This is a genomic window from Brevundimonas sp., from assembly GCF_041919755.1.
Taxonomy (GTDB): Bacteria; Pseudomonadota; Alphaproteobacteria; order Caulobacterales; family Caulobacteraceae; genus Brevundimonas.
In genome coordinates this window covers 264,434-290,190 of record NZ_JAYRTD010000003.1, presented here as the reverse complement: position 1 = coordinate 290,190, position 25,757 = coordinate 264,434, and the positions used below count along the sequence as shown (strand labels likewise).

At 67.1% G+C, this 25,757-nt stretch carries 27 protein-coding genes; 12 read left to right on the top strand and 15 right to left on the bottom strand.

The window, feature by feature from the left end:
- Positions 1-43 precede the first annotated feature (43 nt).
- The gene (polA, locus tag ACE3TH_RS06415; RefSeq protein ID WP_374598451.1) at positions 44-2,959 is read left to right on the top strand and encodes a DNA polymerase I; all 2,916 of its coding nucleotides are present in this window, start codon (positions 44-46) and stop codon (positions 2,957-2,959) included.
- A gap of 80 nt (positions 2,960-3,039) precedes the next feature.
- Here polA and ACE3TH_RS06410 read toward each other — a convergent pair whose 3' ends face one another.
- Together ACE3TH_RS06410 and ACE3TH_RS06405 are read right to left on the bottom strand one after the other, a co-directional pair.
- Positions 3,040-3,240 (bottom strand): hypothetical protein, encoded by a 201-nt coding sequence (locus ACE3TH_RS06410; RefSeq protein ID WP_374598449.1) that lies wholly within the window; start codon positions 3,238-3,240, stop codon positions 3,040-3,042.
- Positions 3,241-3,725: 485 nt separating this feature from the next.
- Positions 3,726-4,619 carry a hypothetical protein gene (locus ACE3TH_RS06405; protein WP_374598447.1) on the bottom strand — a complete coding sequence of 298 codons (894 nt, stop codon included), beginning with the start codon at positions 4,617-4,619 and terminating at the stop codon, positions 3,726-3,728.
- Positions 4,620-4,741: 122 nt separating this feature from the next.
- On the opposite strand from ACE3TH_RS06405, the gene ACE3TH_RS06400 reads away from it, so the two are divergent.
- The 3 genes from ACE3TH_RS06400 (at position 4,742) to rplS (ending at position 7,246) form a co-directional block, all read left to right on the top strand.
- Entirely contained in the window at positions 4,742-5,968 is a 1,227-nt protein-coding gene (locus ACE3TH_RS06400) for an NAD(P)/FAD-dependent oxidoreductase (RefSeq protein WP_374598445.1), read from the top strand.
- 83 nt (positions 5,969-6,051) lie between these two features.
- Positions 6,052-6,816: a tRNA (guanosine(37)-N1)-methyltransferase TrmD gene (gene trmD / locus ACE3TH_RS06395; protein ID WP_374598443.1), complete on the top strand. Its 765-nt coding sequence runs from the start codon at positions 6,052-6,054 to the stop codon at positions 6,814-6,816.
- A 1-nt stretch (position 6,817) separates the two neighbouring features.
- A complete protein-coding gene (gene rplS, locus ACE3TH_RS06390) occupies positions 6,818-7,246 on the top strand; it encodes a 50S ribosomal protein L19 (RefSeq protein WP_296167389.1) in 429 nt (142 codons plus the stop codon).
- Between the two features lie 56 nt (positions 7,247-7,302).
- Here rplS and ACE3TH_RS06385 read toward each other — a convergent pair whose 3' ends face one another.
- The 7 genes from ACE3TH_RS06385 to ACE3TH_RS06355 form a co-directional block, all read right to left on the bottom strand.
- Complete coding sequence (locus ACE3TH_RS06385; RefSeq protein ID WP_374598441.1) at positions 7,303-7,824, bottom strand: GNAT family acetyltransferase; 522 nt, start codon at positions 7,822-7,824, stop codon at positions 7,303-7,305.
- Entirely contained in the window at positions 7,824-8,309 is a 486-nt protein-coding gene (locus ACE3TH_RS06380) for a PA2169 family four-helix-bundle protein (protein ID WP_374598439.1), read from the bottom strand. The genes ACE3TH_RS06385 and ACE3TH_RS06380 overlap by 1 nt, the downstream gene beginning before the upstream one ends.
- 87 nt (positions 8,310-8,396) lie before the next feature.
- The gene (locus tag ACE3TH_RS06375; RefSeq protein WP_374598437.1) at positions 8,397-9,209 is read right to left on the bottom strand and encodes a tryptophan 2,3-dioxygenase; all 813 of its coding nucleotides are present in this window, start codon (positions 9,207-9,209) and stop codon (positions 8,397-8,399) included.
- A gap of 31 nt (positions 9,210-9,240) precedes the next feature.
- Complete coding sequence (locus ACE3TH_RS06370; protein ID WP_374598435.1) at positions 9,241-9,495, bottom strand: hypothetical protein; 255 nt, start codon at positions 9,493-9,495, stop codon at positions 9,241-9,243.
- A gap of 14 nt (positions 9,496-9,509) precedes the next feature.
- Positions 9,510-9,872: a DUF1318 domain-containing protein gene (locus tag ACE3TH_RS06365; protein WP_374598434.1), complete on the bottom strand. Its 363-nt coding sequence runs from the start codon at positions 9,870-9,872 to the stop codon at positions 9,510-9,512.
- Positions 9,873-9,890: 18 nt separating this feature from the next.
- On the bottom strand, positions 9,891-10,076 hold the full coding sequence (locus ACE3TH_RS06360; RefSeq protein WP_296167400.1) for a YnbE family lipoprotein: 186 nt from the start codon (positions 10,074-10,076) through the stop codon (positions 9,891-9,893).
- 80 nt (positions 10,077-10,156) lie between these two features.
- Positions 10,157-13,399 carry a YdbH domain-containing protein gene (locus ACE3TH_RS06355; protein ID WP_374598431.1) on the bottom strand — a complete coding sequence of 1,081 codons (3,243 nt, stop codon included), beginning with the start codon at positions 13,397-13,399 and terminating at the stop codon, positions 10,157-10,159.
- A gap of 383 nt (positions 13,400-13,782) precedes the next feature.
- Here ACE3TH_RS06355 and ACE3TH_RS06350 point away from each other — a divergent pair, with 383 nt between their 5' ends.
- On the top strand, positions 13,783-15,135 hold the full coding sequence (locus tag ACE3TH_RS06350; RefSeq protein WP_374598429.1) for a peptidoglycan DD-metalloendopeptidase family protein: 1,353 nt from the start codon (positions 13,783-13,785) through the stop codon (positions 15,133-15,135).
- Between the two features lie 12 nt (positions 15,136-15,147).
- On the opposite strand, the gene ACE3TH_RS06345 is transcribed toward ACE3TH_RS06350, so the two are convergent.
- On the bottom strand, positions 15,148-15,780 hold the full coding sequence (locus ACE3TH_RS06345; protein WP_374598427.1) for a glutathione S-transferase family protein: 633 nt from the start codon (positions 15,778-15,780) through the stop codon (positions 15,148-15,150).
- 62 nt (positions 15,781-15,842) lie between these two features.
- Here ACE3TH_RS06345 and ACE3TH_RS06340 point away from each other — a divergent pair, with 62 nt between their 5' ends.
- Positions 15,843-16,733 (top strand): alpha/beta fold hydrolase, encoded by an 891-nt coding sequence (locus ACE3TH_RS06340; RefSeq protein ID WP_374598425.1) that lies wholly within the window; start codon positions 15,843-15,845, stop codon positions 16,731-16,733.
- Positions 16,734-16,778: 45 nt separating this feature from the next.
- On the opposite strand, the gene maiA is transcribed toward ACE3TH_RS06340, so the two are convergent.
- Both maiA and ACE3TH_RS06330 read right to left on the bottom strand, forming a co-directional pair.
- Positions 16,779-17,411, bottom strand: coding sequence for a maleylacetoacetate isomerase (gene maiA / locus ACE3TH_RS06335; RefSeq protein ID WP_374598423.1), 633 nt, complete (start codon positions 17,409-17,411; stop codon positions 16,779-16,781).
- Positions 17,408-18,061, bottom strand: a complete 654-nt coding sequence (locus tag ACE3TH_RS06330) for a fumarylacetoacetate hydrolase family protein (protein WP_374598421.1) — start codon at positions 18,059-18,061, stop codon at positions 17,408-17,410. Before ACE3TH_RS06330 ends, maiA begins: the two co-directional genes overlap by 4 nt.
- Positions 18,062-18,205: 144 nt before the next feature.
- Here ACE3TH_RS06330 and ACE3TH_RS06325 point away from each other — a divergent pair, with 144 nt between their 5' ends.
- Positions 18,206-18,586, top strand: a complete 381-nt coding sequence (locus ACE3TH_RS06325; protein ID WP_292172962.1) for a DUF883 domain-containing protein — start codon at positions 18,206-18,208, stop codon at positions 18,584-18,586.
- Positions 18,587-18,660: 74 nt separating this feature from the next.
- The gene (locus ACE3TH_RS06320; protein ID WP_374598419.1) at positions 18,661-18,987 is read left to right on the top strand and encodes a hypothetical protein; all 327 of its coding nucleotides are present in this window, start codon (positions 18,661-18,663) and stop codon (positions 18,985-18,987) included.
- A 73-nt stretch (positions 18,988-19,060) separates the two neighbouring features.
- On the opposite strand, the gene ACE3TH_RS06315 is transcribed toward ACE3TH_RS06320, so the two are convergent.
- Positions 19,061-19,912, bottom strand: coding sequence for a metallophosphoesterase (locus ACE3TH_RS06315; protein ID WP_374598417.1), 852 nt, complete (start codon positions 19,910-19,912; stop codon positions 19,061-19,063).
- Positions 19,912-20,871, bottom strand: a complete 960-nt coding sequence (locus ACE3TH_RS06310; RefSeq protein WP_374598415.1) for a diacylglycerol kinase family protein — start codon at positions 20,869-20,871, stop codon at positions 19,912-19,914. Before ACE3TH_RS06310 ends, ACE3TH_RS06315 begins: the two co-directional genes overlap by 1 nt.
- Positions 20,872-21,059: 188 nt before the next feature.
- Here ACE3TH_RS06310 and ACE3TH_RS06305 point away from each other — a divergent pair, with 188 nt between their 5' ends.
- The 4 genes from ACE3TH_RS06305 (at position 21,060) to ACE3TH_RS06290 (ending at position 24,984) form a co-directional block, all read left to right on the top strand.
- A complete protein-coding gene (locus tag ACE3TH_RS06305) occupies positions 21,060-21,401 on the top strand; it encodes a YMGG-like glycine zipper-containing protein (protein ID WP_374598413.1) in 342 nt (113 codons plus the stop codon).
- Between the two features lie 132 nt (positions 21,402-21,533).
- Positions 21,534-21,977 carry an OmpA family protein gene (locus ACE3TH_RS06300; protein ID WP_374598576.1) on the top strand — a complete coding sequence of 148 codons (444 nt, stop codon included), beginning with the start codon at positions 21,534-21,536 and terminating at the stop codon, positions 21,975-21,977.
- Between the two features lie 85 nt (positions 21,978-22,062).
- Entirely contained in the window at positions 22,063-24,279 is a 2,217-nt protein-coding gene (locus tag ACE3TH_RS06295) for a protein-disulfide reductase DsbD family protein (protein WP_374598411.1), read from the top strand.
- A 15-nt stretch (positions 24,280-24,294) separates the two neighbouring features.
- On the top strand, positions 24,295-24,984 hold the full coding sequence (locus ACE3TH_RS06290) for a thioredoxin family protein (RefSeq protein WP_374598409.1): 690 nt from the start codon (positions 24,295-24,297) through the stop codon (positions 24,982-24,984).
- 29 nt (positions 24,985-25,013) lie between these two features.
- Here ACE3TH_RS06290 and rdgB read toward each other — a convergent pair whose 3' ends face one another.
- On the bottom strand, positions 25,014-25,616 hold the full coding sequence (gene rdgB, locus ACE3TH_RS06285) for an RdgB/HAM1 family non-canonical purine NTP pyrophosphatase (RefSeq protein ID WP_374598407.1): 603 nt from the start codon (positions 25,614-25,616) through the stop codon (positions 25,014-25,016).
- Positions 25,617-25,757: the final 141 nt, after the last annotated feature.

Here is a 25,757-nt window from a genome sequence, read left to right as displayed (position 1 = left end):
AACCGGCGATGACGGCGGCGATCCGCCCGCCTATGTTCGCCGCATGACCGACGCCGCCACCGAGACCCCCGACCGCCCCCTCACCCAGGAAGGCCCGCCGTTGCGGCTGTGGATGATCGACGCCTCGGCCTATATCTTTCGCGCCTATCACGCCCTGCCGCCGCTGACGCGCAAGTCGGACGGCCTGCCGGTCGGGGCGGTCCAGGGCTATTGCAACATGCTGTGGAAGCTGTTGCAGGACATGAAAGGATCGGACGGCCCGACCCATCTGGTGGCCATCTTCGACCATTCGGAAAAGACCTTCCGCAACGATCTGTACGATCAGTACAAGGCCAACCGCTCGGCCCCGCCCGAGGACCTGATCCCCCAGTTCCCGCTGGTGCGCGAGGCCACCGCCGCCTTCGGCGTCGCCTGTCTGGAGCTGCCCGGCTATGAGGCCGACGACCTGATCGCCACCTATGCCTGCAAGGCGCGCGACGCCGGCGGCGAGGCGGTGATCGTCTCCTCCGACAAGGACCTGATGCAGCTGATCGGCGGCGGGGTCATCATGTGGGACCCGATGAAGGACCGCCGCCTGGCCGAGGATGCGGTCATGGAGAAGTTCGGCGTCCTGCCCGAGAAGATGGTCGACCTTCAGGCCCTGATCGGCGACAGCGTCGACAACGTCCCCGGTGCCCCCGGCATCGGCCCCAAGACGGCGGCCCAGCTGCTGGACGAATACGGCGACCTGGACACGCTTCTGGCGCGCGCCGGCGAGATCAAACAGCCCAAGCGGCGCGAGACCCTGATCAACTTCAAGGACCAGATCCTGCTCAGCCGCGAGCTGGTGCGCCTGACCTGCGACGCGCCTGCGCCCGAGCCCATCGACGACTTCGTCGTGCGCCACCCGGACCCCCAGGTGCTGGGCGACTTCCTGGACCAGATGGAGTTCCGCAGCCTTCGCAACCGCGTCGGAGACGGCGTGGCCCCGGCCAAGGAGGGGACCGCCTTCGTGGTTCGGCCAAAGCCCCTGACCGCCCCGGTCATGACGCCCCGCTATGCGCCCAAGGAAGCCACGGCCCCAGTCGCCGACCAGACCTTTGACCTGGACGCCTATGTCTGCATCCAGTCGCTCGAGGCGCTGGACGCCTTCATCGCCCGGGCCACAGAGGCGGGCATCGTCGGCTTCGACACCGAGACCTCGGCCCTGTCGGCGACGCATGCAGGCCTGTGCGGCATCTCCCTGGCCATCGGGCCCAATGACGCCTGCTACATCCCCCTGACGCACGAGGCCGAGCCGACGGCCAGCGCGGGCGGCCTCGACTTCGGCGGCACCGACAATGACGACGCCTGCGCCCCCGTCCCGACCCAGATCGACAAGCCCACGGCCCTGGCCCGGCTCAAGGTCCTGTTGGAGGACCCGGGCGTGCTCAAGGTCGTCCAGAACGGCAAATACGACCTGGCCGTCATGGCCCAGCGCGGCATCCGCGTGGGCCCCATCGACGACACCATGCTGATCTCCTATGTGCTGGAGGGCGGGCTGCACGGCCACGGCATGGACGAGCTGGCGCGCCTGCACCTGGGCCACGACCCCATTCCGTTCAAACAGGTGGCGGGCACCGGCAAGAGCCAGAAATCCTTCCGCCATGTCGATCTGGTCGCCGCCACCCGCTATGCGGCCGAGGATGCGGACGTCACCCTGCGCCTGTGGAATGTCCTCAAGCCCCGCCTGGCCGAGGAGGGTCTGGTCACCGTCTATGAGACGCTAGAGCGCGGCATGCCCGCCGTCTTGGCCGACATGGAGCGGGCCGGCATCCGCGTCGACCCCGACCGCCTCAAGCGCCTGTCGAGCGAGTTCGGCCTGCGCATGGCCGAGCTGGAGACCCAGGCCCATCAGATCGCCGGCCGCCCCTTCAACATCGGCAGCCCCAAACAGATCGGCGACATCCTGTTCGGAGAGCTGAACCTGTCCGGCGGCAAGAAGACCGCCAGTGGTCAGTGGGAGACCGGCGCCGCCACGCTGGAGACGCTCGCCCTCACCCACGACCTGCCGCGCGTCCTGCTGGACTGGCGCCAGCTGTCAAAGCTGAAGGGCACCTATACCGACGCCCTGATCGAGGCGGCGGACAAGACCACCGACCGCGTCCACACCAGCTATCAGCTCGCCGCCGCCACCACCGGCCGCCTGGCCTCCAGCGATCCGAACCTTCAGAACATCCCCATCCGTACCGAGACCGGCCGCCAGATCCGCCAGGCCTTCATCGCCTCGCCCGGCCATGTCCTGATTTCAGCCGACTACAGCCAGATCGAGCTGCGCCTCTTGGCCCATATCGGCGACATTCCGGAGCTGAAGCGCGCCTTCGCCGCCGGCATCGACATCCATACCGCCACGGCCAGCGAGATGTTCGGCGTCCCCGTCGACCAGATGGACCCCGAGACCCGTAGGCGAGCCAAGGCCATCAACTTCGGCATCGTCTACGGCATCTCCGCCTTCGGCCTGGCCAATCAGCTGAACATCGACCAGGGCGAGGCCGGGGCCTACATCAAGACCTATTTCGAACGCTTCCCCGGCATCCGCACATACATGGATGCGACCAAGGCCCTGGTGCGCGAAACCGGCACGGTCTCCACCGTCTTCGGCCGCCGCATCCACATCCCGGCCATCCAGTCCAAGTCCGCCGCCGAGCGTCAGTTCGGCGAACGCGCCGCCATCAACGCCCCCATCCAGGGTGCCGCCGCCGACATCATCCGCCGCGCCATGATGCGCATGCCCGGGGCCCTGGCGGAGGCAGGCCTGAGCACCCGCATGCTGCTCCAGGTCCACGACGAACTGGTCTTCGAGGCCCCCGAAGCCGAGGCCGGCCGCGCCATCACCGTGATCAAGCGGGTCATGGAAAAGGCGGCGGAACCGGCCGTGGCGCTATCTGTGCCGCTGGTGGTCGAGGCGCGGGCGGCGGCGAACTGGGACGAGGCGCATTAGGGGGAGCTAGCAGCAGCCAAAAAGGACGGCTTGGGCAAAGGTGGAATAATCTAAGCTAAAGGCGAAGCGCGGGACTCCCGTCACGAAGCCTCGCGGGCCGGGCGGCGGATGCCCACGCGTTGCAGCTCAATCCCGGCGGCCTGTTGCAGGATCAGGCCGGGCGACAGGCGCTCGATCTCCGACAGCAGGGTGCGGATGCCGGCGCGGCCGTCGGCGCTGGTCAGGTCCAGGCCCTTCAGCGAGGCCAGCAGATCGGGGGCGGCATCGGGCTTGACGGTCATGACGGGTCTCTTTGCGGGGCTCTGGGCAAGTGTCTGGGCGGGGGACGGCGAGGCCCTCACACAAGACCCGCCGCACATCCCTTGGCAAGACAGTTGTTCTTGCTTTGTTCTGATTTTCCACAGCGAACGTCGGCACCCCCGACCCTCTCTGAAGGGTAGATTCCCGACCCTGCTCCTGTTGCCCTTCCCGACCCCTCAGGTGGCCCATTTTGTCCGATACGCCGCCCCGAAAGCCGCCCTACCCCCCCGCGCCGCGCCCTTTTCCCGTCCTATGGGCTCGCCGGGTTATAAAATGCTCCGGGCCCTCCGCGGGCCCGCCCTGCCTGACCGGTCTTTGACAGCCCCGCCCCCGATGCCGCCTGACCGCCCAGGCCTGGCCGCAATGTCCACGCGCCGACCCCGGCCCCCCACTCTGTGCAGGGGGCCGGTTCGGTTTTTCGCCGCTTGCGGTGGAAAGGCGACCCTGATGGCGGGTCGCCGGGCCCTCAGGGCACCTCGGTGATCAGCAGGCTGGCCGAGGCCGTGGCGCTGCCGAAGGTGCCGACCCAGATGTCGTAGACGCCCGACGACGGCTTGTTCAGCCGCACCTGGGCATTGGTGCCGCCGCCGCTGTCGTCGTCGCAGTACCACTCTCCGCCCGGCCCGTTGACCAGCAGGGTGGTGTCCGATCCCGACTCGGTGCGGATCACCAGCGGCAGGCTGCCGGCCGAATAGGTGATCTGATAGTCCGGGGCCGCCGCGACCATGCCGCTGCAATCGCGTGCCGCGGTCGAGGCCTCGATACTGCCGCCGGCCGTCAGGCTGACCCGGTGCGGGTCGGGCGCGAAGCCGGAGTTCAGCCGCACCTCGCCATAGGTGGCCGTCAGGCTGGCGTCGATCGTGCCGCCCCCGCCAGAGTTGCCGCCGCCATAGTCGCTGGCGTCGTTCAGCTCGGTCACATACAGCGTCGCCGCCGCCGTGCCGCCGCCGAAGGTGCCGATCCAGACGTCGTAGTTGCCGCTGCGCGGATTGTTGAACCGCACCTCGGCCCCCAGGTCGGTAAAGCCGTCGTCGTCGCAGTACCACTGGCCGTCCGGCGCATTGACGACCAGGGTCGTGTCGCTGTCCGACGCCGTGCGGAAGATCAGCGGCAGGCTGCCGGGCGAATAGGTCACCTGGACGTCCGGCGCATCGCTGATGCGGCCCGAACAGGGCGAGCCCAGCTTGGCCGCGTCGATCGTCCCGCCCGCCGTCACCGAGACGGTATAGGGGTCAGGCGAAAAGCCGGAACTCAGCCGCACCTCGCCATAGTTGGGGCTCAGCGAATAGTCCTGCGCCGCCACCGCCGACGCCCCCATGATCGCCGCCACCGCGACGGTCGCCCCCAATAGCCGCTTCATCGTCTCTCTCCCCTTCCGACAAGCGCAGCTATTCAAAACGCCGCGGCCAAGTCAATCGCCGGTATGCGAAACCATTACGGTGGCCCATTTCGCCAGACACCTCCGACGATGTATGGGGCCTCATGGTCACATCCGCCGCCTCATCCTTACGATCCATCGACGTCCTGATCGTCGGTGCCGGAGCCGCCGGCATGATGTGCGCGGCCGAGGCGGGGCGGCGCGGCCGCTCGGTCCTGATCGTCGATCACGCCCGCAATCCCGGCGAAAAGATCCGCATCTCGGGCGGCGGGCGCTGCAACTTCACCAATCTGGGCACGACGCCCGCCAACTTCCTGGGCGAGAACCCCCGTTTCGCCACCAGCGCCCTGAAGCGGTTCACCCAGCACGACTTCATCAAGCGGGTCGATCGCGCCGGCATCGCCTGGCACGAAAAGACCCTGGGCCAGCTGTTCTGCGACGACAGCGCCAAACAGATCGTCCGGATGCTGACGGACGACATGCGCTCCGCCGGGGCGGTGTTGAAGATGGGCACGGGCGTGGATCGGGTGGCACGTCACGGCGATGGCTTTGAGGCGGCCCTGTCGGACGGCTCGGTCGTGCGCTGCCCCTCCCTGGTGCTGGCCACCGGCGGCAAGTCGATCCCCAAGATGGGGGCCACCGGCTGGGCCTATGACACCGCCCGCCAGTTCGGCCTTCGGGTCACCGAGACCCGCCCCGCCCTGGTGCCGCTGACGTTCGAGCCGGGCCTGCTCGAAAAGCTGGCCCCCCTGTCCGGCCTGTCGGTCGAGGCGGAGGTTCGAACGGCCTCAAGCAGCCCGAAGGGCGATAGGCCAACCTTCAAAGAGGGGCTGTTGTTTACCCATCGCGGGCTGTCCGGTCCGTCGATCCTGCAGATCAGCTCCTACTGGCGCGAGGGCGAGGCGATCACCGCGGCCCTGGCTCCGGGCGAGAACGTCTATGCCCGGCTGAAGGCCGCCAAGGAGCAGAATGGCAAGCAGATGCTGCACACCGCGTTGGGCCACATCGTCCCACGCCGCCTGGCCGAAAGCATCGCCGAACGAGAAGGCGTCAAGGGCAAGCTGGCCGAGATCGGCGACAAGACCCTGCGCCGGCTGGACGAGGCGGTGAACGCCTGGACCGTTAAGCCGGTCGGATCCGAGGGCTATCGCACCGCCGAGGTGACGCTGGGCGGCGTGGCGACAGACCAACTGGACCAGCAGACCATGGCCGCGACTTCGGTCCCCGGCCTGTTCGTCATCGGCGAGGCGGTCGACATCACCGGCTGGCTGGGCGGCTATAATTTCCAGTGGGCCTGGTCGTCGGGCTGGGCAGCGGGGCAACATTGCTAGGGCGCTAACGCTCGCGACGCGGTCGCTCGGTGCTTGAGCGCACAGGTCGCTGAATGGTGAGGTTTGGTGTATGTGCCCCCGCCATGACGACCCGTCCGCCCTTCACCGCCACTGTCCTGACCATGTTCCCCGAGGCCTTTCCAGGGCCGCTGGGGGTGAGCCTGATCGGCACCGCATGGCGCGAGAAGGGGCTGTGGGCCTTGCAGACGCTGGACATTCGGGACTTTTCCGAGGATAAGCGCGGCTTCCTGGACGACACCCCTGCGGGTGGCGGACCCGGAGCCGTATTGAAGGCGGACGTGGTGGCCCGGGCGCTCGACAGCGTTGCGGGGTCTTCGCGGCCGCTTTTGTACATGAGTGCCCGGGGTCGGCCCCTGACCCAGGCACGCGTGAAAGAATGGGCGACGCATGACGGGATCACCGTCCTGTGCGGCCGGTTCGAGGGGGTGGATCAGCGCGTGCTGGACGCGCGCGGGTTCGAGGAAGTCGCCGTCGGCGACGCGGTCCTGGCCGGTGGCGAGGCGGCGGCGATGGTGGTGATCGAGGCGTGCGTGCGATTGATCCCCGGAGTGCTCGGCGCGGCAGACAGCCTGTCGTCGGAGAGTTTCGAGGACGGTCTTCTGGAGCATCCGCAGTACACGCGACCGCGGACGTTCGAGGGACTGGAAATACCCGAGGTTCTGGTGTCGGGCGACCACCGCAGGGTGGCCGAGTGGCGTCAGGCGCAGCGGGAAGAGACGACGAAGGCGCGACGGCCGGACCTCTGGGCGGCGCATCTGGACAAGACCACCGCGGAACACGCTTCCGCCAAATCACAGGTAAAGAGCGACAAAGCTCGAGGAGAATAGAATGAACATCCTGCAGACCATCGCGGCGGAAGAAAAAGCCCGCCTGACCGAAAAACGCGCCATTCCCGACTTCCAGCCCGGCGACACGCTGCGCGTCATGGTCAAGATCAAGGAAGGCGAGCGCGAACGCATCCAGGCCTTCGAGGGCGTCTGCATCGCCCGCGCCGGTGGCGGGATCAACGAGAACTTCACCGTGCGCAAGATCAGCTTCGGCGAGGGCGTCGAGCGCGTCTTCCCGCTGATGTCGCCGAACATCGACGCGATCGAGGTCAAGCGTCGCGGCGTCGTGCGTCGCGCCAAGCTGTATTACCTGCGTGACCGTCGCGGCAAGTCGGCCCGGATCGCCGAAAAGCAGACCGTGCGTCCCGCCAAGGGCGTGGCCGTTCCGGAAACCGGCACCGCCGAAAAGGCCGCCGACACCGAAGCCTAAGCCGCTTCATAGGTTTGAGATTGAAGAAGGCTCCGGTGGAAACGCCGGGGCCTTTTTCATGCGCGCTTCCGTGTTGAAGGCTTGGGCGGTGTCGCGGCCGCTTCCGGGTCGCGTTCTTGCACCATGCGCTCGGTAGAGGCGCTGAGGCGCTGGAAGATGGCAAGAGCGAGAAACAGGGCGGTGCCGGCCAGCATGAGGAAGACGGGGTAGATCAGCTCGGCAGGCTCCTCGCGCGCAATCTCGAACGTCATGACCAAACTTTCCAGAAGGACCGCGATCACAATGGTGGAACCGAATTTGGTTAGTGACCGCCGCGTCTCGGCGGCGTTACGCCGCTCGTCATCGCTGAGCACCTCTTCCTCGAAGATGTATTTGGCAACGTCGAAGACGGCGATGGCGACGATCAGATAGCCGATCGAGCGGAACAGCTCGACGTCCAGGCCCTCGGTCTGGGTGAAAGCGCGCACCAGAGTGATCGGCGCATAGACCATCAGGCCCAGAGCAATGCCCATGAGCAGAAGCCCGCCAAGGGCGAAGACCGCTTTCGTGATCCAGTCGAAGCCCCCACGCATTTTCATCAGCTCGGAAACAGCCCGCTCTCGGCGGTCTGGCGGCTCTCGAGGGTGTGTTTCAGCTCGCTCATCTCAGCATGGCCGGTGCGGATGGCGGCGTGGACGCGGCGGATGGTTTCGCGGGTGGTGGCCGAGATGGCGGTGTCGGCGACGGCCTTGTCGAAGCGGGCGCTGATGGCGTCCTCGGCCTGTTCCGGGCCGCCGGCCACCGTCGCCTCATTGCGCATCAGGGCGTGTTTGACGTCGGTCAGGGCGCGCTGTGCCTTGGCGATGATGGAGCCCGACGTCTGAGGCTCGCCGCCCAGCAGACGCACATGGTGGGACAGGTCCTCGGCCAGGGCGCGACGCTCAGCCTCGCGCCGGGCGTAAAGCTCGCCGTATTCGGGGTTGGTGGTCTCGGCGGCGGCCTCGCCATAGCTTTCGGCGCTGTCGATCATCGACTGGATCAGGCCATTCAGGACCTGGATGTCGTGGCGGTTGGCGTCGGTCATGAGAGGTCTCCGCAGATGTCAGGAGCCTAGAACGGCCCGAAACGGCGGAGGTTGCGGCGCAGCATGACCCAAATCGTCTAGGCGCGGTTACAGTTCCGTGCGCAGCGACCACAACTCGGGAAAGCAGCGGCGTTTCAGCGTCTCGGTCAGATAGGCCACGCCCTCGGTGCCGCCCGTGCCGCGACGGCGGCCGATGATCCGCTCGACCGTCACCACATGCTTGTGCCGCCAGGTCAGCAAGGCGTCGTCCAGATCGACCAGCTTTTCCGCCAACTGATACAGCGGCCACCAGCGGGTGGTGTCGCGGTAAACCTCCAGCCAGGCATCCTCGACGCCTTGCGACGGCGCATAGGGCTGGCTGACATCGCGGTTCAGCACCTCAGCGGGCACAGGCAGGCCGGCCGCCGCCAGCTGGGCCAGGGCGTCGTCATACAGGCTGGGCGCGTCGATGGCCGCCTGAAGCGCGGCGAGGGCTTCGGGGCGTTCGGTGTGGAACTTGAGGAAGCGGGCGTCCTTCAGGCCCAGCATGGCCTCGAACCGGCGGAACTGATCGCTCTGAAAGCCGGAGGACGAGCCGAGCACGCCGCGGAATCGCAGATAGTCGGCGGGGGTCATGGTGGCCAGGATGTCCCAGCTCATGGTCATGACGGCCTGGATACGGCTGACGCGGGCTAGACTCTTGTAGGCGGGGACCAGATCGCCAGCGCGGACCAGGGCCTGGGCCTGCGCCACCTCGTGCAAGATCTGCTTGAGCCATAGCTCCTTGGTCTGGTGGATGACGACGAACAGCATCTCGTCGTGCTCGTCGGATAACGGGTGCTGGGTCGCCAGCAGATCGTCGAGCGACAAATAGGCGGCATAGGTAATGTCGGCGCGGGACGTGTCGGCGGGTGCGGTCATGGGCGACCTATCGCCCGTCGTGGCGATGGGCTCAAGCCTCGGGGGACTTGCGCCTCAGGTCGGAGGTGTCATCGGCGCGGGCGTCCCATCCTTCGCGGTCGGAGCGAAAGGCCAGCCGCATCAGCACCCAGGTCATGGCGACGGTGCCGGCGGTGCCGAGGCTGAGCGCGATCCAGCCGTGGATCGGCAGGTCGCCACCGCCGATGGCCACCCAGGCCGCTCCGACCGCCACGGTCGAGACGAAGGCGACGGAGAGGACGATCAGCAGCTGTCGAACAGTGCCCACGGCGTCAGACCCGCCTAGCGCTGAACCCATTGGCCCGAGGCATTGCGGTACCACTGGCCCGAGCTGATGCGCGGCAGGACGATGGTCTCGAAGGCGCGGGCGGCGGCCACATCGGGCGCGGTCCCGGCAGCCTGCGCACTGCGGGCATAGGCAGCGCGGCGGGCGTCATTGGTCGCCTGAACGGCCTGGGTCAGCGAGCCGTCGGACGACGGGGTGCGAAAGCCCAGATAACCGTCGGACTGTTCGCCCACGGTGCCTTGCGCCTTGGCGGCATCGATCAGGGACTTCTGAGCAGGCGTCTGGGCGAGGGCGGCCCCGGCCGCAATACCGAGCGCGGCAACGGCGGCGGTGACGACGAAGGCTTTGCGGAACGACATGATGGTCAACTTTCGCATTCAGAACAGGTTGGGATTTTCGACCAGGAGGTCCTGAAGCTCCTTGTCGAGACGAACGCGGACGTCGGCGTCCAGTTTCGCATAGATCTGGATCGGGTCCACCTGCAGGCGGATCGTCGGGGTGCAGGCAGCTGCGCCGACGAGGGCCAGACCCAGCAGGGCGACGGTCAAAGGCTTGCGGGTCATGAGGGGTCTCCGTCTAGGTCTGTCCCCGCCCAATAACGCCTTGCAGGGTGAACAGGTTCTGAACGGCCAAGGTGCGGGCGTCATGGTGTGGCGGCTTGAACCGCGGGCGCTGGCGTCGGGGGTGATGCTTCGGGCTCCACTTCTGGCGGGCGTGTGCTGACCTCGCCGTTGCGGGAACGATTGAGCTCCAGCAGATCCCCGGCCAGTTCATTGGCGTTCAGCGTCGTATCCAGCGTCAGGTCGATCGATGTGCCGGACGGCAGGGGGATGGGCCGGTTCAGGAATTCGCGGCTGATCAGGTCGGGGATTGTCACGCGCAAATCCTGATACTGCGGCGGCTCGTGTCGGCCCTTGATGTGGAAGATGACGCCGATCCGGCCTTCGTCCAGGCTGTTGAGCTGGGCCGTCAGGACGTCGAAGGCCAGGTTTTCCATGGCCTGGAACGCCAGGTCCTGAACTGTATTGGGTGGCACCTCGCCGTCCGCGCCGCCCGCCTGAACGCCGGTCAGCGCGTCGCGCGAAATGGACAAGCGACCCGGCTGCACCGCTTCCATCGTGCCGGATTGGATGCGGATGCCGTTGGTCGGGTCGTAGGTATAGGGCAGCCGACCGGAGACCACCGCATCCATCGTCACCTTGTCCGCAAAGCCGGAGTTGGCCACGATATCGCCCAGCTGGACCCGGTCCAGGATGATGACACCGGAAAAGCCCTTGGAGATATCCAGCGGCACGGCGAACGGCTCGACCGTCACCTTGCCGCCCGCGATGTTGATCTCTCCGCCGTCGATCATGAAGGCATCGGCGGCCAGGTCGAAGGTGACGGCGACATCCGTGATCGGCGCGACCGATTCCAGGGTGTCGATGGTCAGCCGCTGGTCCGGCGCGGTGACCAGGGGGGCAAGGCTGGTGAAGTCGACCGTGCCGCGCAGGCCCTTCACCGGACCACCGGGACTGACGAAGTCCAGGCCGGGAATGGTCAGGCGACCCGAGCTGGAACCGTCGGTGTCCGACGACCAGTCGATCCGGCCCTGGAAGCCGACCGAGCCCGTGGCGGGCGACTGGATGAAATCGGAGACCAGGGGGCTGAGGTCGTCGGGCTGAAGACCGTTCTCGGCAAAGACGATGGACGGCGCATCGATGGTCAGACCACCCGCCCCGGCCCGCCCGTCATGCGCCAGCGTCATGCGGCCCAGCGCCGTGCCTCGGCGCGTCAGATCGAAGGTGCCGGTCCAGTTTTCATTGGCAAGCCGGGCCGAGCCCTGGGTCGTGACCGGATTGAAGCGGGCGGGGGTGGTGGCGTCCACGACACGAGCCGAGGCGACTTGTGCCTCCAGCCCCACGCCGGACGGTCCTCCGGTGGCGACGAACCTGCCCTTGGCGTCGGTGAAGTTCAGCGCCAGGAAGGGCGCCGAAGCGTTCAGGCCCGCGATGAGACCCTCCGCACGCCAGCCGCCGTCGATCACGGTCACCAGCGGGCGGTCGGCGGGGCAGATCTGGCCGGCGATCGCTGTAACGTCGCTATCGTCCAGCTCCAGCCGCTCGACGGTCAGGGGGACGCAGCTGGCGGCTAGATAGGTCAGACGCCCGTTGGACGAGGCCAGCTCGCCGCGCGTCTGCAGCGCAATGCCTCTAGCCAGATCGAAGTCCAGCGCCGCACGACCGTCCAGGGTCGCGTTGAAGCCGCCGGGTGTCAGTCGCCAGGCGGGGATGTCGAAGACCGCTTCCGGCAAACCCTGACCGCGCGTAGCCGTCAGGGACAGGGCTCCGCCGCCCGCCTGCCCGTCGCGGGCGCTGTAGATCGGTGTCGCTGCCGGTCTGATCGTCAGCACACCGCCGTTTCTGGGCGTCAGTGTCGCGGGGCGGTCCAGTGTCACGCGCGTGGAGGCCGAAGAGGCCGCAAGCGTGAAGGCCGGGATATCGACGGCGAAATCGCCGAGCGCCCGCTTCATGGCCCCCAGTTCGGCGATGTCATCGGGTGCCGCCAGACCGAACAGGGGCCAGGCCCCGCCTGCGCTGCGCAGGTGCCCGGTGCCGGTGACGCGGAAGCCTTGATCGACCACGGCGTCGAGGCTGACCGCCCCATCCACGTCGCTGAGCGACAGCGCGTCCCATGTAAGGCGACGGGCCTGAAGCGTCAGAGGGGCCTGGAGCTCCACGGCCTCACCTCGACCGCCGAGGGTGAAGGCGCGCGAGGACAACCGCACGCTTTCTCCATCCAGGCCGGCCCCGGACGCGCGGGCCGCCGTCATCTGCAGCGGCCCATCGACACGCCAGGCGAGCCCATCGGCGTTGCGCGACACTGAAACCGGATTGCGCTCCAGCACCAGCCGGGCACCGGTCGCGGTGGCATCAGCGGCCTCGAGACGGGCTGCACGGATGTCGGCTGCGGTGTCACCGTCGATTTCGAAAGTTTCGATCCAGCCCTGCACCTGGCCCTCGAAACTCAGGCGGGCGCTGAGGTCACGCGCATCTGTCGCGCCGGAGCGGAGCCGACGCGCCGCCACCACGGCTTGAAGGTTCGCCACCCCGTCACCACGGCGCGTTTTCAGGTCGGGATAGGGCACAGTGCCGGTCAGACTGATGGACCCCGCCTCGGTCGACACGCCCGATACAGTGGCCGCATCCGCCGAAACGCTGGCCCGCACGTCGACCCGGTCGCCCGTCGTCGACAGTTGAACCGTGGCCTTCAGGCCCTGGGCCTGGATATCGCCGCTGCGCAGGGCGGTTTCGGGCAGGCGGGCGTTCATCTGCATCAGCTTGCCATTGTCGACCCGCGCATCGGCCAGAACGGTAACGAGGCCATAGTCGGTATCCAGCTGCAGCCGCCCCTGTTCGACCAGCACGAGCGGTCCCCGACTATCGGGACGAGGAGGCTGGCCAGTGAAGCGGTCGATCAGCGGATCGAGAGAGCCGAAGGTCAGCTCCCCATCCCGGAAGCCGGCCCGCACGACGGGGCGGATCAGACGGATACGACTGGGCGTCACCCCCAAGCCGGTGCGCGACCAGGGCGCGGCCACGGCGTAATCGACCTCGACCCGCTCGATAATCACGTCGGGATTGGCCGGATCGCCGATGCGGATACTGGCCACGATGCCGTCCAGCTCAACCCGCTCGACCTGCATGTCAGCCTCGACCCCCTGACGCTCCAGCCAGCCGATCAGCACCTCACGCGTCGCCGCCCGGCGATTCAGATAAAGCGCAGCTGTCAGCACCAGGACGATGGCGGCGAGCACGCCGAGGGCCAGCCCCAGCCGTCGCCATACCCGTATGCGGGGTTTGACCTTCGTAGCCGCGTTGCCAGCCTCCGCGCTCAAACGCGACATCCTTGAGAATCATTCTCTGGGAATACGGCAGACAAGACAGGCTCCGGAAAACAGCATCAGGCCCGTTGCGAACGAACCACAGTAGAGTGTCAGATCAGCCACCTGTCCAACACTGCGCTACGCTTCAAGGCAAGGGATTCTTTGGCACTCGCTGATCTTGAAGAAAACCCCACGACTACTCGAAAGATGCTCAGCCGGGGTGCGAGTGCGACGGCGCAACTGACCGATGTCGTCGCAGCGGTTAACAGTTTGTAACATGCTGTCTTCCCATCATGGGACGGACGGGGTATACGCCCCGTCTCGCAACGGGACAAAGCGCCCGTCGCGGAGTACCGATTACCAGTGGCTTGGCGCCGACCGGCGTCGTTATGTTTCGGGGACCGATGGCTCAGTTCGACCCACGTCGTCAGCCGATGCGCATTGCGCCACATGCCATGACGGCCGTGGCCGCGCTGACGGTGGCGCTGTTCGCAGGACGTGCATATCAACCCGCTCAGGCCGAAGTTGTTCCACCCCCCAGCGCCGCCCAGCTGGCCATGCTGGAAGCCAATGCCCTAGCGACCGCCAGCGCCCCGGACGGTTTGACGGCACCTGAAGCCGTTCCCGTCCAGATTCGTCGCGGCGAAACGTTCGAACAGGCCGTGCGCCGCACCGGGATCGCACCGGAAGAAGCCTCCGCCGTCGCCGCCACCCTGTCCAATGCGGTCGATGTCACCGCCATGCGTGCGGGTCAGAAGTTCGAGACCGCCATTTCGCGTCCGCGCGGCGGCCGCGGCGATGCCCGCCTGATCGGTCTGACCATGCGCACAGGTCCCGCGACCCAGGTGACCGTCTCGCGCAGCTTCGACGGTGCCCTTCGCCTGCGTGCGCTCGAAGAGCGCGTCACGCATGAAACGGTCGTTCTGAGCGGCAAGGTCGAGGGCTCGCTGTCGCGGACCGCCCGTCGCGGCGGGGTGCCGGCCGACATCACCCGCGTGGCCGGACGTCTGTTCTCGCACAAGTTCGACATGGATCGGGACATCCATTCCAACGACCAGTTCACCTATGTCTTTGGTCGCACCGTCACTGAGGCGGGTCGCACCATTGCCACCGACGGTCTGCTGTATGCCGAGCTGAAGGGCGTGGCCTTCTATCGCTTCCAGCCTGCGGGCGCGAAGGAAGCCCAGTATTTTGACGCCACGGGCAAGAATACCCGCTCGGCCTTCATGCGCACACCGCTGGAGCGGGGCTTCCGCGTCTCCTCCTCCTTCGGCTTCCGTCGTCACCCGATCGCCGGCTATCGCAAGATGCACCAAGGCATCGACTTCGCCGCCGCTTCCGGCACGCCGGTCGTGGCCCCCGCCGACGGTGTGGTGGTCGAGGCACGGCGCTGGGGCGGCTATGGCAACTGGCTGCGTATCCGCCATTCCAACGGTCTGGAAAGCGGCTATGGCCACCTGTCGCGCTATGGTTCGGGCATTCGCGCCGGCCAGCGCGTGCGTCAGGGCCAGGTCGTGGCCTATGTCGGCTCGACCGGTGCCTCGACCGGGCCGCACCTGCACTATGAAATCTGGCGCAACGGCCAGCGGATCAATCCCGCCGGCATCCGCACCGAGGAAGGCACAGTCCTGGCCGGAGCCGATCTGGCCGCCTTCCGCGCCGAAAAGGCCCGCATCGACCGCATCCGCGCCGCCGGTGGCGAACGTCGTCCGCAGGTTCAGAGCGCGGCCCTGCGTCCGGCCTCGACCCGGGGCTGATCGGATACGGCCCTAGGCCGGTGCCATCAGCGCATCATCCAGCGCCCGGCCCCGTTCTGCGGCTTGGCGTGATTGCAGTCGACCGGCATAGGCTTTGAAAGCCTTGCGCTCGGGCAAGGTCTTGAACTGCAGGCCCCAGGCGATCTGGCTGCCGAAATAGACGTCCGCCGCCGAAAAGCGGTCGCCCAGAATCCAGGGCCCGTCGGCGACCGCCGTCTCCAGGGCATCGACGACCTGATCGAACGAGCCATAGCCGACCATGCCGGACTTCTCCATCGGAGCCAGCAGACCCAGCGACTTGGCCGTCACCGCCGCCTCCAGCGGTCCGGCGGCAAAGAACATCCAGCGCAGATAGGTCCCCCGTTTCGGGTCATCCAATGCCGGGGCCAGGCCGGCCTGCGGAAAGGCATCGGCCAGATAGGCGCAGACGGCGGCGCATTCGGTGACCGTCACCCCGCGGTGGGTGATGGCCGGTACCTTGCCCATCGGATTGATGGCCAGATAGTCGTCGCCCTTCATCGTCGTGCCGTAATCCAGAACCACGGTGCGATAGGGTTGGCCGACCTCCTCCAGCATCCAGCGCGCGATGCGACCGCGCGACATGGGGTTGGTGTAGAGGACGATTTCGTCGGACGGCTGGCTCATTTCGGCTTCCCTCGCGTTGTCACCCAATGCGATCCTCGACGCGAACTTGGCACGACGGCGACATGACACATAGGCGCGACATTCTGGGATTGATGGGCGGACTGATCCTGGCCGGCTCGACGGGCGGCACGGCCTGGGCGCAGGCACCTTTCCAGTCCCGCCGCATCGCCCTGTCAGTTCGTGGTCAAGGACCGGACCTGATCCTGATCCCCGGCCTGGCCTCGACCGCCGAGGTCTGGCGCGGCACGGCGACGCGGCTGGAGCGCCGGTACAGGCTGCATCTGGTGTCCGTGCGGGGCTTCGGCGATCTTCAGGCGCAGGATAACGGCAGTGGGCCGCTTCTTGCCTCGATCGCCAATGAGATTCGTCGTTACATCGCCGAACAGCGGCTGAACCGCCCCGCCATCATCGGCCATTCGATGGGCGGCCAGATCGGTGTGCGTGTCGCCGCCGATGCGGGTGGCGCGGTCGGTCGCCTGATGACCGTGGACTCCTCGCCCTTCTTCCCAGCCCTGATCAGCCCTCGGGCGACGACGGCAGATGTCGAGCCTCTGGCCCAGGTCGCCTATCAGGCCCTGCAGTTCCTGGGTGACGAGGTCCTGCTGGCGCGGGGGCGGGAGATGGGGGTCGAGCTGGGCGGGGCCAGCGACGCCCTGTTCGGCTCCATCGGCTGGCAAGGCGGCGACCGTCGCGTGCTGGCCCAAGCCCTGTATGAAGTCATGACCGTGGATCTGCGGCCCCGGCTGGCCGATGTGCGGGTGCCCGTCACGGTGGCCTATGGCTGGAGCCCGGACGAGTCCTCGGCCCGCAGCCGCACCGATGCCCTGTTCCGTGCCGCCTATGCCCGCCTGCCGACGCCCGCCACCTTCGAGCGGATCGAGGGGGCCGAGCATATGGTCATGATCGACCAGCCGACGCGGTTCCTCGCAGCCGTGGACCGGTTTCTGGCCTGACCTGCGCTATCGCTCCACGCGCGGAGTATCACTGGTTGAGCGCGGTTAGTCCGCGTCTGGCTGCCGATCCGGATGCGCGGCGATGAAGGCCGGATGCGCGCGGGCTGTTGCGTCTATGGCCAGCAGGCGGGGAAAGGCGTCGAGCGGCACGTTGAACCGCTGCGCCGAATAGATCTGGGGGATCAGACAGGCATCGGCGAGCGTCGGCGCATTGCCGAAACACCAGCCGTCGCCGTCGCGCGCGACCAGCGCCTCCAGCGCGGTCAACCCCGGCACGATCCAGCGCGCGGCCCAGGCATCGACCGCCGCCTGGTCGGCCCCGAAATCCTCGCGCAGGCTCTTGCCGACCCGCAGATTGTTCAGCGGATGGATGTCGCAGACGATCAGCGCCGCCATGGCCCGCACCCGCGCCCGATCCAGAGGATCGACGGGCAGCAGGGGTGGCTGCGGATGGGTCTCCTCCAGCCATTCCAGAATGGCCGGGCTCTGGGTCAGGACCGCGCCCTCGATCTGCAGCGCGGGCACCATGCCCTGCGGGTTCAGCGCGACATAGTCCGCCGTCTTCTGGGCCCCGCTGCGCAGATCGTGCCCCTGAGTCTCATAGGCGATCCCCTTCAACGCCAGGGCGATACGGACGCGATAGGCGGCACCGGAGCGCCAGTAGCCGTGCAGGATCATCGGGCCCTCATCGTGAAAGACAGCGGCGACAGGCCCGCGATCATGGCCTCGACCCGGTCGCCGGGCACCAGCGGGCCGACGCCCTCCGGCGTGCCGGTGAAGATCAGATCCCCCGCGCGCACCTCCCACAGCGTGCGCGCCTTTTTCAGAACCTCTGCCGGGCTCCAGACCATGTCGTCCAGTCGACCCGACTGGCGCGTCTGGCCGTTGACGGTCAGGGCGATCGCCGCCGCCGGGTCGGGCAGGGCCCCCAGCGTCAGGGCTCCGCAGGGGGCCGACCGGTCGAAACCCTTGGCCGCATCCCAGGGCCGTCCCTTGGCCTTGGCGGCGGCCTGAAGGTCGCGGCGCGTCAGGTCGCAGCCGACGGCCCAGCCGACGATGTCGCCGTCCGGCCCGATGGCGCAGACCAGCTCGACCTCGTGATGCAGATCGCTGGTGGCGGACGGATAGACCGGGTCGGCCCCGTCCGTGACGACCGCATCCGCCGGCTTGGAAAAGAAGAAGGGTTCGGCCCGCTCATGGCCCATCTCGCGCGCATGGGCCGCATAGTTCTGACCGACACAAAGGATGCGTCGCACGGGGAAACGCGCGTTGCGCCCGGCGATGGGCAGGCTGGGCGTGGGGGCGGGCGGGAACAGCCAATCGGTCATGACGTTTTCTATCGCGACCGCTCCAGAAGCGCCATCGGACGAGGGCGTTTGTCTTGCTGCATTGCGGGAACCGCGATGGTGGAGTGGCGTTCCCTCGCAAGATTATCTATCTAACCGTCACGCTTGACGACAGGAGTTCGCATCATGGCCAACAACAAGACCGCACGGGCAGCCGTCAAAGATGATCTCAACACTCTGAAGGACGACCTCAAGGTGCTGGGTGCCGAAGAAAAGGCCGCGCTGCGCGAGAAGGCCACGGCTGCTGAAGCCAAGGTCCGCGCAAAGGCGTCGGAAGCCGAGGCGAAGTTGCGCGAACAGGCCGAGGTCGTGCGTGAACGCGCTCGTGGCTATTACGACACCGCCCGCGTACGTGGCCGCGAATACTATGATGAAGCCTCCGAGCGGTTCGACGAAGCCCAGCGATATGTCGTCGAGCGCGTGCAGGAACGTCCGATCCAGTCCACCGCTATCGCTTTGGGCGTCGGCGTGGTGCTGGGCCTGCTCCTGTCGGGTCGTCGTCGCTGATGCTCGGCGGGGGGTTGGCCAGGGGACTGGTCAAGAAGGCCGTCGCCGTCGCCATCGCTGCCGGTGCAGGCTTCGTGGCCATCGTGGCTTTGGGCGCAACCATTTTCTTCGCCCTTTGCCTGGTCGTTCCCGAAATGGGTGCCGCTGCCATTACCTTTGGTCTGTTCGCCTTGACGGCTCTCATCGTGACCCTCGTCTATTTGAAGGGCGACAGTGACCATGAGGAAGATGACGAGCCGGTCGGCCTCGGACAGCGGGCCTTTTCGTTGTTCCGTGAGCGCCCGATTTTAGGTGCTGTCGCTGCGCTGGCGGGGGGCTGGATTTTCCTGAGGAACCCGGCCCTGGCCACCATGGTCGCCGCGGCCTTCACCGAGAAATCGCACGGTCGTCGCCGGTACTGAGCTGCATTTAAAGCACATGACAAAAGGGCCGGCGGAGACATCCGCCGGCCCTCTCTTTTTGCCGACACGGCGATCAGCTGGCGGCCATCTCGCGTTCGCCAGGGGCGTTGGGATCGGGCGCTGTACGGGCCTTTCGCGTGTCCTGACGACGGGGCAGGGTCCAGACCTTGTCGGCCTCGAATCGCTCACCAGTCCACGCCATGACGGTGACGGTAATGGTGTGGGCGTCCCAGTCGATCTGGTTGAAACTGGGCGGCGCGCCCCGCTCGCGATGCGACAGCGTCCCGCACCCGACAGCATAGGAACAGCGGTCCCCGAGCGCGATGGGCAGGGCGAACGGCACATGCACGTGACCCGTGGTGATCAGATCGACCCCTGCTTCCTGAAAGATCAGGGCCGCCGCATCGCCGCGCTTGACGTCGCCGGTCATCGGCGTGCCGATCATCTCGACCAGCGGGTGGTGACAGGCCAGGATGCGCAATGTCCCCACCGGCGCCTGACGCAGGGCCTCGGCGGCCTTACGGGTCTGATCCAGATCGATCACGCCTTTTGACCAGTTGGCCCGCGCCTGCCACCCGCGGGCCGTGACCACGCCGCGCACCATGACGGCAGGGCTCAGGAACTGATGGTCATGCGCCGGATGGCCGGTGGCCCGCTCGAACGCCTTCCACGGCCGGAACAGCCGCGCCAGCAGACTCCAGTAGGGCACGTCGTGATTGCCCACTATGACGAAGCGGGGCTCGGGCATGCGCCGGATCCAGCGCCCGGCGGCCTCGAACTCGTCAGGCAGGCCCTGTTGAGTGATGTCGCCCGTGATCAGGATCAGGTCCGACGGAGTGGCGTGAGCATAGTCCAGCGCTGCCTCGACCGTCTGCTTGTGCTCGCAACCGAAATGGATGTCCGAAAATTGAAGAACACGTCCCATTAAACGGTGTCCGCCGCGGCCGGGGGATTGGGGGCCAAGGCGCGAAACGCCTTCTTGATGAACCGCACATTGGCCGTCTGTTTCAGCATCAGCGGCTCGCCATCGATGACGGCCGGAATCTTGGATCGTGCGCGGACCTCGACCCTTCGCGTGGATTGGGTCGTCACCGAGGGATCATTGCGCCAGTCGTTCATCACCGCATGGGCGGCCAGCCGGAATGCCTGGGCCGCATCGGTCGGGTCCATGGCGGCGGCCTCAAGACCGGTATTCTCGTCCATAACCTTTGAGATCATCGGGCTGATCAGTACCAGCGCCCCTGTGCGCCTGGTCGCCGCCCCATCCAGCGAGAACCGCAACCGCCCGGAAAAGGCCCGCTTCATGGCCTTGCGCGCATGATTCCAGGCCAGGCTGAACTTGCCGGTCCGGATCGCCTCGCGGGCCGGTGCCCACAGCGCTGGAGCGCCCAGAATAGCCGCGCAATAGAAAGCCTGCTTGACCGCGCCGTCAGAGACCTCGCCGCCCGCTACATCCTGTTCCGCCCCCTCTTCCAGCGCAAGCCGCAGCGCGGCCTTCCAGTCGGCGGTGCCGTAAAGCGCCTTGGGCAGCATATTCATGGTGCCGCCCGGCAAGGGCGCGATCAGCGGGCCGTTCGGCCCGGCCTGAGAGGCGATGGTTCCCGCCGTGCCGTCGCCGGCCAGCACGAACAGCGCGTCGGGACAGGCGTGGATGGCCGCGCGGATCTGTTCGTCGAACTGCCCGGGTTCCAGCGACACTACGTCGGCTTCGCAATCATAGTCGGCAAAGATCGCCTCGGCTTCGGCCGCAGCCTGATTGCCGACGCTGCCAGAGAGAGAGTTCACCAGCATAATGACTTTGCCCAATGGCACGTGGCTGGACAGCGTTGGTTTCGCAATCTTGTCGACCGTGGCCGAACTGTCGGGGATCTCGATGTCTGTCATGCCGCCCGAACGTCCTTATCTGCTCGATGTTCCGTGCTTTTCAGCCCAGCGTCACCATTGGATCACACCACGTACTCATAAGCCTTCTAGGGGGAGGGCTGCGCAATAACCTTGGCCATTTCCGGAACCGGTGCGGCAACTTGGCGTTTGGGACGACAGGGGCGAACCCGGGAACAAAGGAATTCACCATGAAAAAGGCAATTCTCGCTATTGCTGCAGCCGGCATGATGGCCAGCGCATGTGCCAGCGACGGCTACGGCGGCACTAATGAAGCGACCCGTCAGGGCGCAATCGGCGCAGGTATCGGCGCAGTTGCTGGTGCCATCATCGGCAACAATGTCGGCGGCGGCAATGCCGCGACTGGTGCCCTGATTGGCGGTGCCGTCGGTGGTGTAGCCGGTGCCGTGCGAGGCTCCGCGCAAGACCGTGCCAACCAGCAGCGCTACCGCGACAGCAACGGCGGCTACTACTACTGCTACGATGGTCGCCAGAACGAGTGCTACTGGGAAAACGGCCAGCGTCGCCGTTAATCTGGAATCGTAGATGTGACGAAGAGGGCGGCGGGTCGAGAGACGCGCCGCCCTTTTTGTAGCTGGGGGCTGGCGCTGGGGCGCGAGGGCTGCGACGGTGCGTGATCGAGTATGGAGGGTGGGCTTGTGAGAATGTTTCTGGTGGGCGGGCTGGTCGCGGTTGGGCTGACGACGGCGGGGTGCAATCTGGCCCCCACCATGAGCCGTAGCGATATCGTGGCAGAACCGTCGGCCTGTCAGGCCAAGCGGTTCGAGGTCTATTTCGCCGAGGGCGAGGCGCGGCTGACGGATGTGGCTAGGCAGGCCATCGGGCTGACGGCGACACAGCTTCAGGGCTGCCGCATCGACAAGGTGCAGGTGATCGGCCTGGCCGACGCCAGCGGCGCTGCGAATGCCAATCAGAGCCTGTCGGAGCGACGGGCCATCGCGGTGGCCGAGGCACTGGAAGCGGCGGGTTGGCCGGCACCGGCGTTTGACGTGGACGGCGTGGGAGCCGAGGGCGCGACGACCGCGGGCGTCAACGAACCCATGCGCCGGCGGACCGAAGTTCTGGTCGAGGCCTCGCCGCGCACCTGAGACGTGACGCCGCGCGGGAACCGGCATCGGTGGACGCGGATCGGCGCGGACGACTAAGGTCGCGTCGATACCTCACGGAGGCCTCGTGACACGTTTCGTCAAACTACTGATCCTGCTGGCGTTGTGTCTGTCGCCTGTGCAGGCGGCGGCTCAGGTTGGGCTGGAACCGACGGTCAGCCGCGTCGCGTCGCCCGGCCCGCAGCGGACGGAGCGGATCGAGGCGGAACTGGTGCCCATGTCGGCCTGGGCTGCGCCCGGCTCGACCGCGGTGGTCGCGATCAAGCAGACGATCAAGCCTGGCTGGCACACCTATTGGCGCAATCCGGGCGATTCTGGCGGGGCGACGACACTCAGTTGGACCCTGCCCGCAGGCATCACGGCGGGCGAGATCGTCTGGCCGGTGCCAGAGCGCCAGCGACTGTCCGGACTGATGAACTATGGCTATTCCGGCGTGGTCTATCTGCCGGTGCCGATCGAGATTCCGGCCAGTGCGCGGATTGGGACCAGTCTGCCGTTGACGGTCGAGGCCCTGTTTCTGGTCTGCAGCGCCGAGATGTGCGTGCCCGACGAACTGACCCTGACCTTGGTCCTGCCGATCCGGGAGGAAGTTGCACCCCTGAACCCACGCGATGGGACGGCGATCGCTACGGTGCTGGAAAAGGCCCCCCGTCCTGCCGGGATCGCGGCGCGGATCGCAGCTGAGGGCGATCAGCTGGTCCTGACGGCGACCGGCGGCCCTCTGACCGGCCAGAACCCGGGGCCGAGCTATTTCTTCCCCTTCGGCACGGGCGTGATCAGCCATCCCGCACCCCAGACCGGAGCGTGGGGCCCGCAGGGGCTGACCCTGCGCCTGACGCCCGGAGGTGCAACGCGCGCCGCCGGGATCACCGCGCCTGTTCAGGGTGTCCTCGTCACGGCCCAGGGCGCATTCGAGATCACAGCCCAGGCCGGGGACGCCCTGCCCGGCGCGACCGGTTCGGGATCCCTGACGGCGGCACCCGACGCGTCCGCTTCATCCGCCCCCGCAGCGGCCCCAACCGCCGGAGGCACCAGCCTGGCCGTCTTCGCCCAAGCCCTGCTGTTCGCCGTTCTGGGCGGGCTGATCTTGAACCTGATGCCCTGCGTCTTTCCCATACTGGCCATGAAGGCGGCGTCGCTGGCATCCGCCGCGCATGAGCCGGCCAAGGCCCGGCGCGACGGCCTCGCGTTTCTGGCCGGCGTATTGACGACCTTCCTGCTGCTGGCCGGTCTGCTGCTCGGCCTGCGGGCGGCGGGTGAGGCCGTGGGCTGGGGCTTTCAGCTGCAGTCGCCGCCAGTCACGGCGGGTCTGGCGCTGCTGATGCTGGCGGTCGCGCTGAATCTGTCCGGGGTCTTCCATGTCGGGGCAGGGCTGCAAGGGGCCGGGTCCGGGCCCCTGTCGCGGCTGCCCGGCGGCGTCGGGGCCTTCTTCACCGGCGTGCTGGCGGTGGTCGTGGCCGCGCCCTGCACTGCACCTTTTATGGCCTTCGCGCTGGGCGCAGCACTGGTCATGCCCTGGCCGCTGGCGCTGGGAGTCTTCCTAGGACTTGGGCTGGGTCTGGCCCTTCCCTTCGTGATCGTCAGCCTGACGCCCGGCCTGCTGAGCCGCCTGCCGCGTCCCGGGCCCTGGATGGAGCGGCTGAAGGGGCTGCTGGCCTTTCCGATGTATGGCACGGCCCTGTGGCTGGCCTGGGTGTTCGGACGCCAGTCGGGTACAGATGCTCTGGGTCTGCTGTTCGTGGCCGGTCTGTCGCTGGCGGCGGGGGTCTGGCTGATCGGCGGCGGTCAGGCGGAACGCATGGCCGGCCGACGCGGGGTCCTGCATCTGGTGTCGGGCGTACTGGCCCTGATCTTGACCGGAGGCACACTGGTCCTTGCGGCGCGCGTGCCGGCCGCAGCCTTACCCGCAGACTCGTCGCCCGAGGCCGGCACCACACTGGCCAGCACCCCGTGGTCGGAAACTGCGGTTCAATCCGCGCTCGCCGAGGGCCGTCCCGTGCTGGTGAACTTTACCGCCGACTGGTGCGTGACCTGCAAGATCAACGAGCGAACCTCCCTGTCGTCCGCCAAGGTCGGCGCGGCCATCGAACAGGCCGATGCCGTCTATCTGGTCGGCGACTGGACCCGGCGCGACGACGTCATCGCCGCCGAACTGCAGCGGCACGGCCGCTCCGGCGTTCCGCTCTATCTGCTTTACGCGCCCGGTTCGAACGAGCCGCGCATCCTGCCCCAGCTGTTGACCGAGGGTGTCGTGATCGACGCCCTGGAGGATATTCGTCCCTAGAAAAGGAGTTGCCCGATGACCCGCCTGCCCGTCTCTTCTCGCCTCCTGTCCGTCGCCTTCGCCGCCCTGGCCCTGACCGCCTGCCAGCAGGAGCCCGCTGCGCCAGACAAGGCCGAAGCGCCCGCAGCCGTCGCCGCGACCAACGCCGCGCCGCCATCCGCCGGTCAGGCCGCGCCCGCCTTCACCCTGGTCGACGCCGAGGGGACGCCGCGCTCCCTGTCGGATTTCCGCGGCAAGACGGTCGTGCTGGAGTGGACCAATGAGGGCTGTCCCTATGTGATCAAACACTACACCGGAGCCATGCAGGCGCTGCAGCGTGAGGCCGTGGCCGACGGCGTCGTCTGGCTGACCATCATCTCGTCCGCACCGGGCACCCAGGGCTTCGTGGAAGGACAGGCGGCGCGGGATTGGCGCACGCGGACCAATGGGGCATCGACCCATCTGCTGCTGGATCCGACTGGCGAGGTCGGCAAGCTGTTCGACGCCAAGACCACGCCGGACATGCGGGTGATCGACGGCGACGGCATCCTGCGCTTCGTCGGCGGCATCGACGACCGCCCGACCAACAAGCCCGAGGACCTGAACGGAGCCAACAACTATGTCCGCGCCGCCCTGGCCGACATGAAGGCGGGCCGCCCGGTCCAGACGGCCTTTGCCACGCCCTACGGCTGTTCGATCAAATACCCCGAGACACTGGAGGGGTAATGCAACCCGCTGTCGCCAAGCAATAGAGGCTAATCGATCAAGGCATCCCGCAGCTTTTCGAAGGCCTTGGCCCGGTGGCTGATGGAGTCCTTGAAGGCGGGGTCGAGTTCGCCGAAGGTCTGGTCGTGGCCGTCCGGGATGAAGATGGGGTCATAGCCGAAGCCGCGCGTGCCCCGGGGCGGAAACGTCAGGGTTCCGTCGACGCGGCCCTCGACCACCACCGCCGGACCGTTCGGCCAGGCCACGGCCAGGGCCGAGGTGAACCAGGCGGACCGATCGTTCGAGCCGATTTCCTCCAGCCGTTGCTCGACCTTCTTCATGGCGAAGGCGAAATCCCTGTCCGGCCCGGCCCAGCGGGCGGAAAAGATGCCAGGGGCACCGTCCAGTGCCGCGACCGACATCCCGGAATCGTCGGCGATGGCGACCTCGCCCGACAGGTCCGCCGCCTGACGCGCCTTCAAAAGGGCATTGCCGACAAAGGTGCTCTCGGTCTCGTCCGGTTCGGGCAGGTTCAGGCTGCCGGCGGTGACGACGCTGTAATGTCCGCCCAGCAGGGCCTCGATCTCGGGCACCTTGCCGGGATTGTGCGTCGCCAGGACCAGACGCATCCCCTTGATTAGCTTCAGATTCATCGCCCTCAACCGCTCCGTTACAATCCATTGCCAAAGTTTAATATCGTTAAACGATATGTAACATGACTTCGTTCAGCGCACGGCCTATCTACTGTTTCAAGGACGGACGCCGCGACGTTCTCCGATCCAGCCGAAAACGGC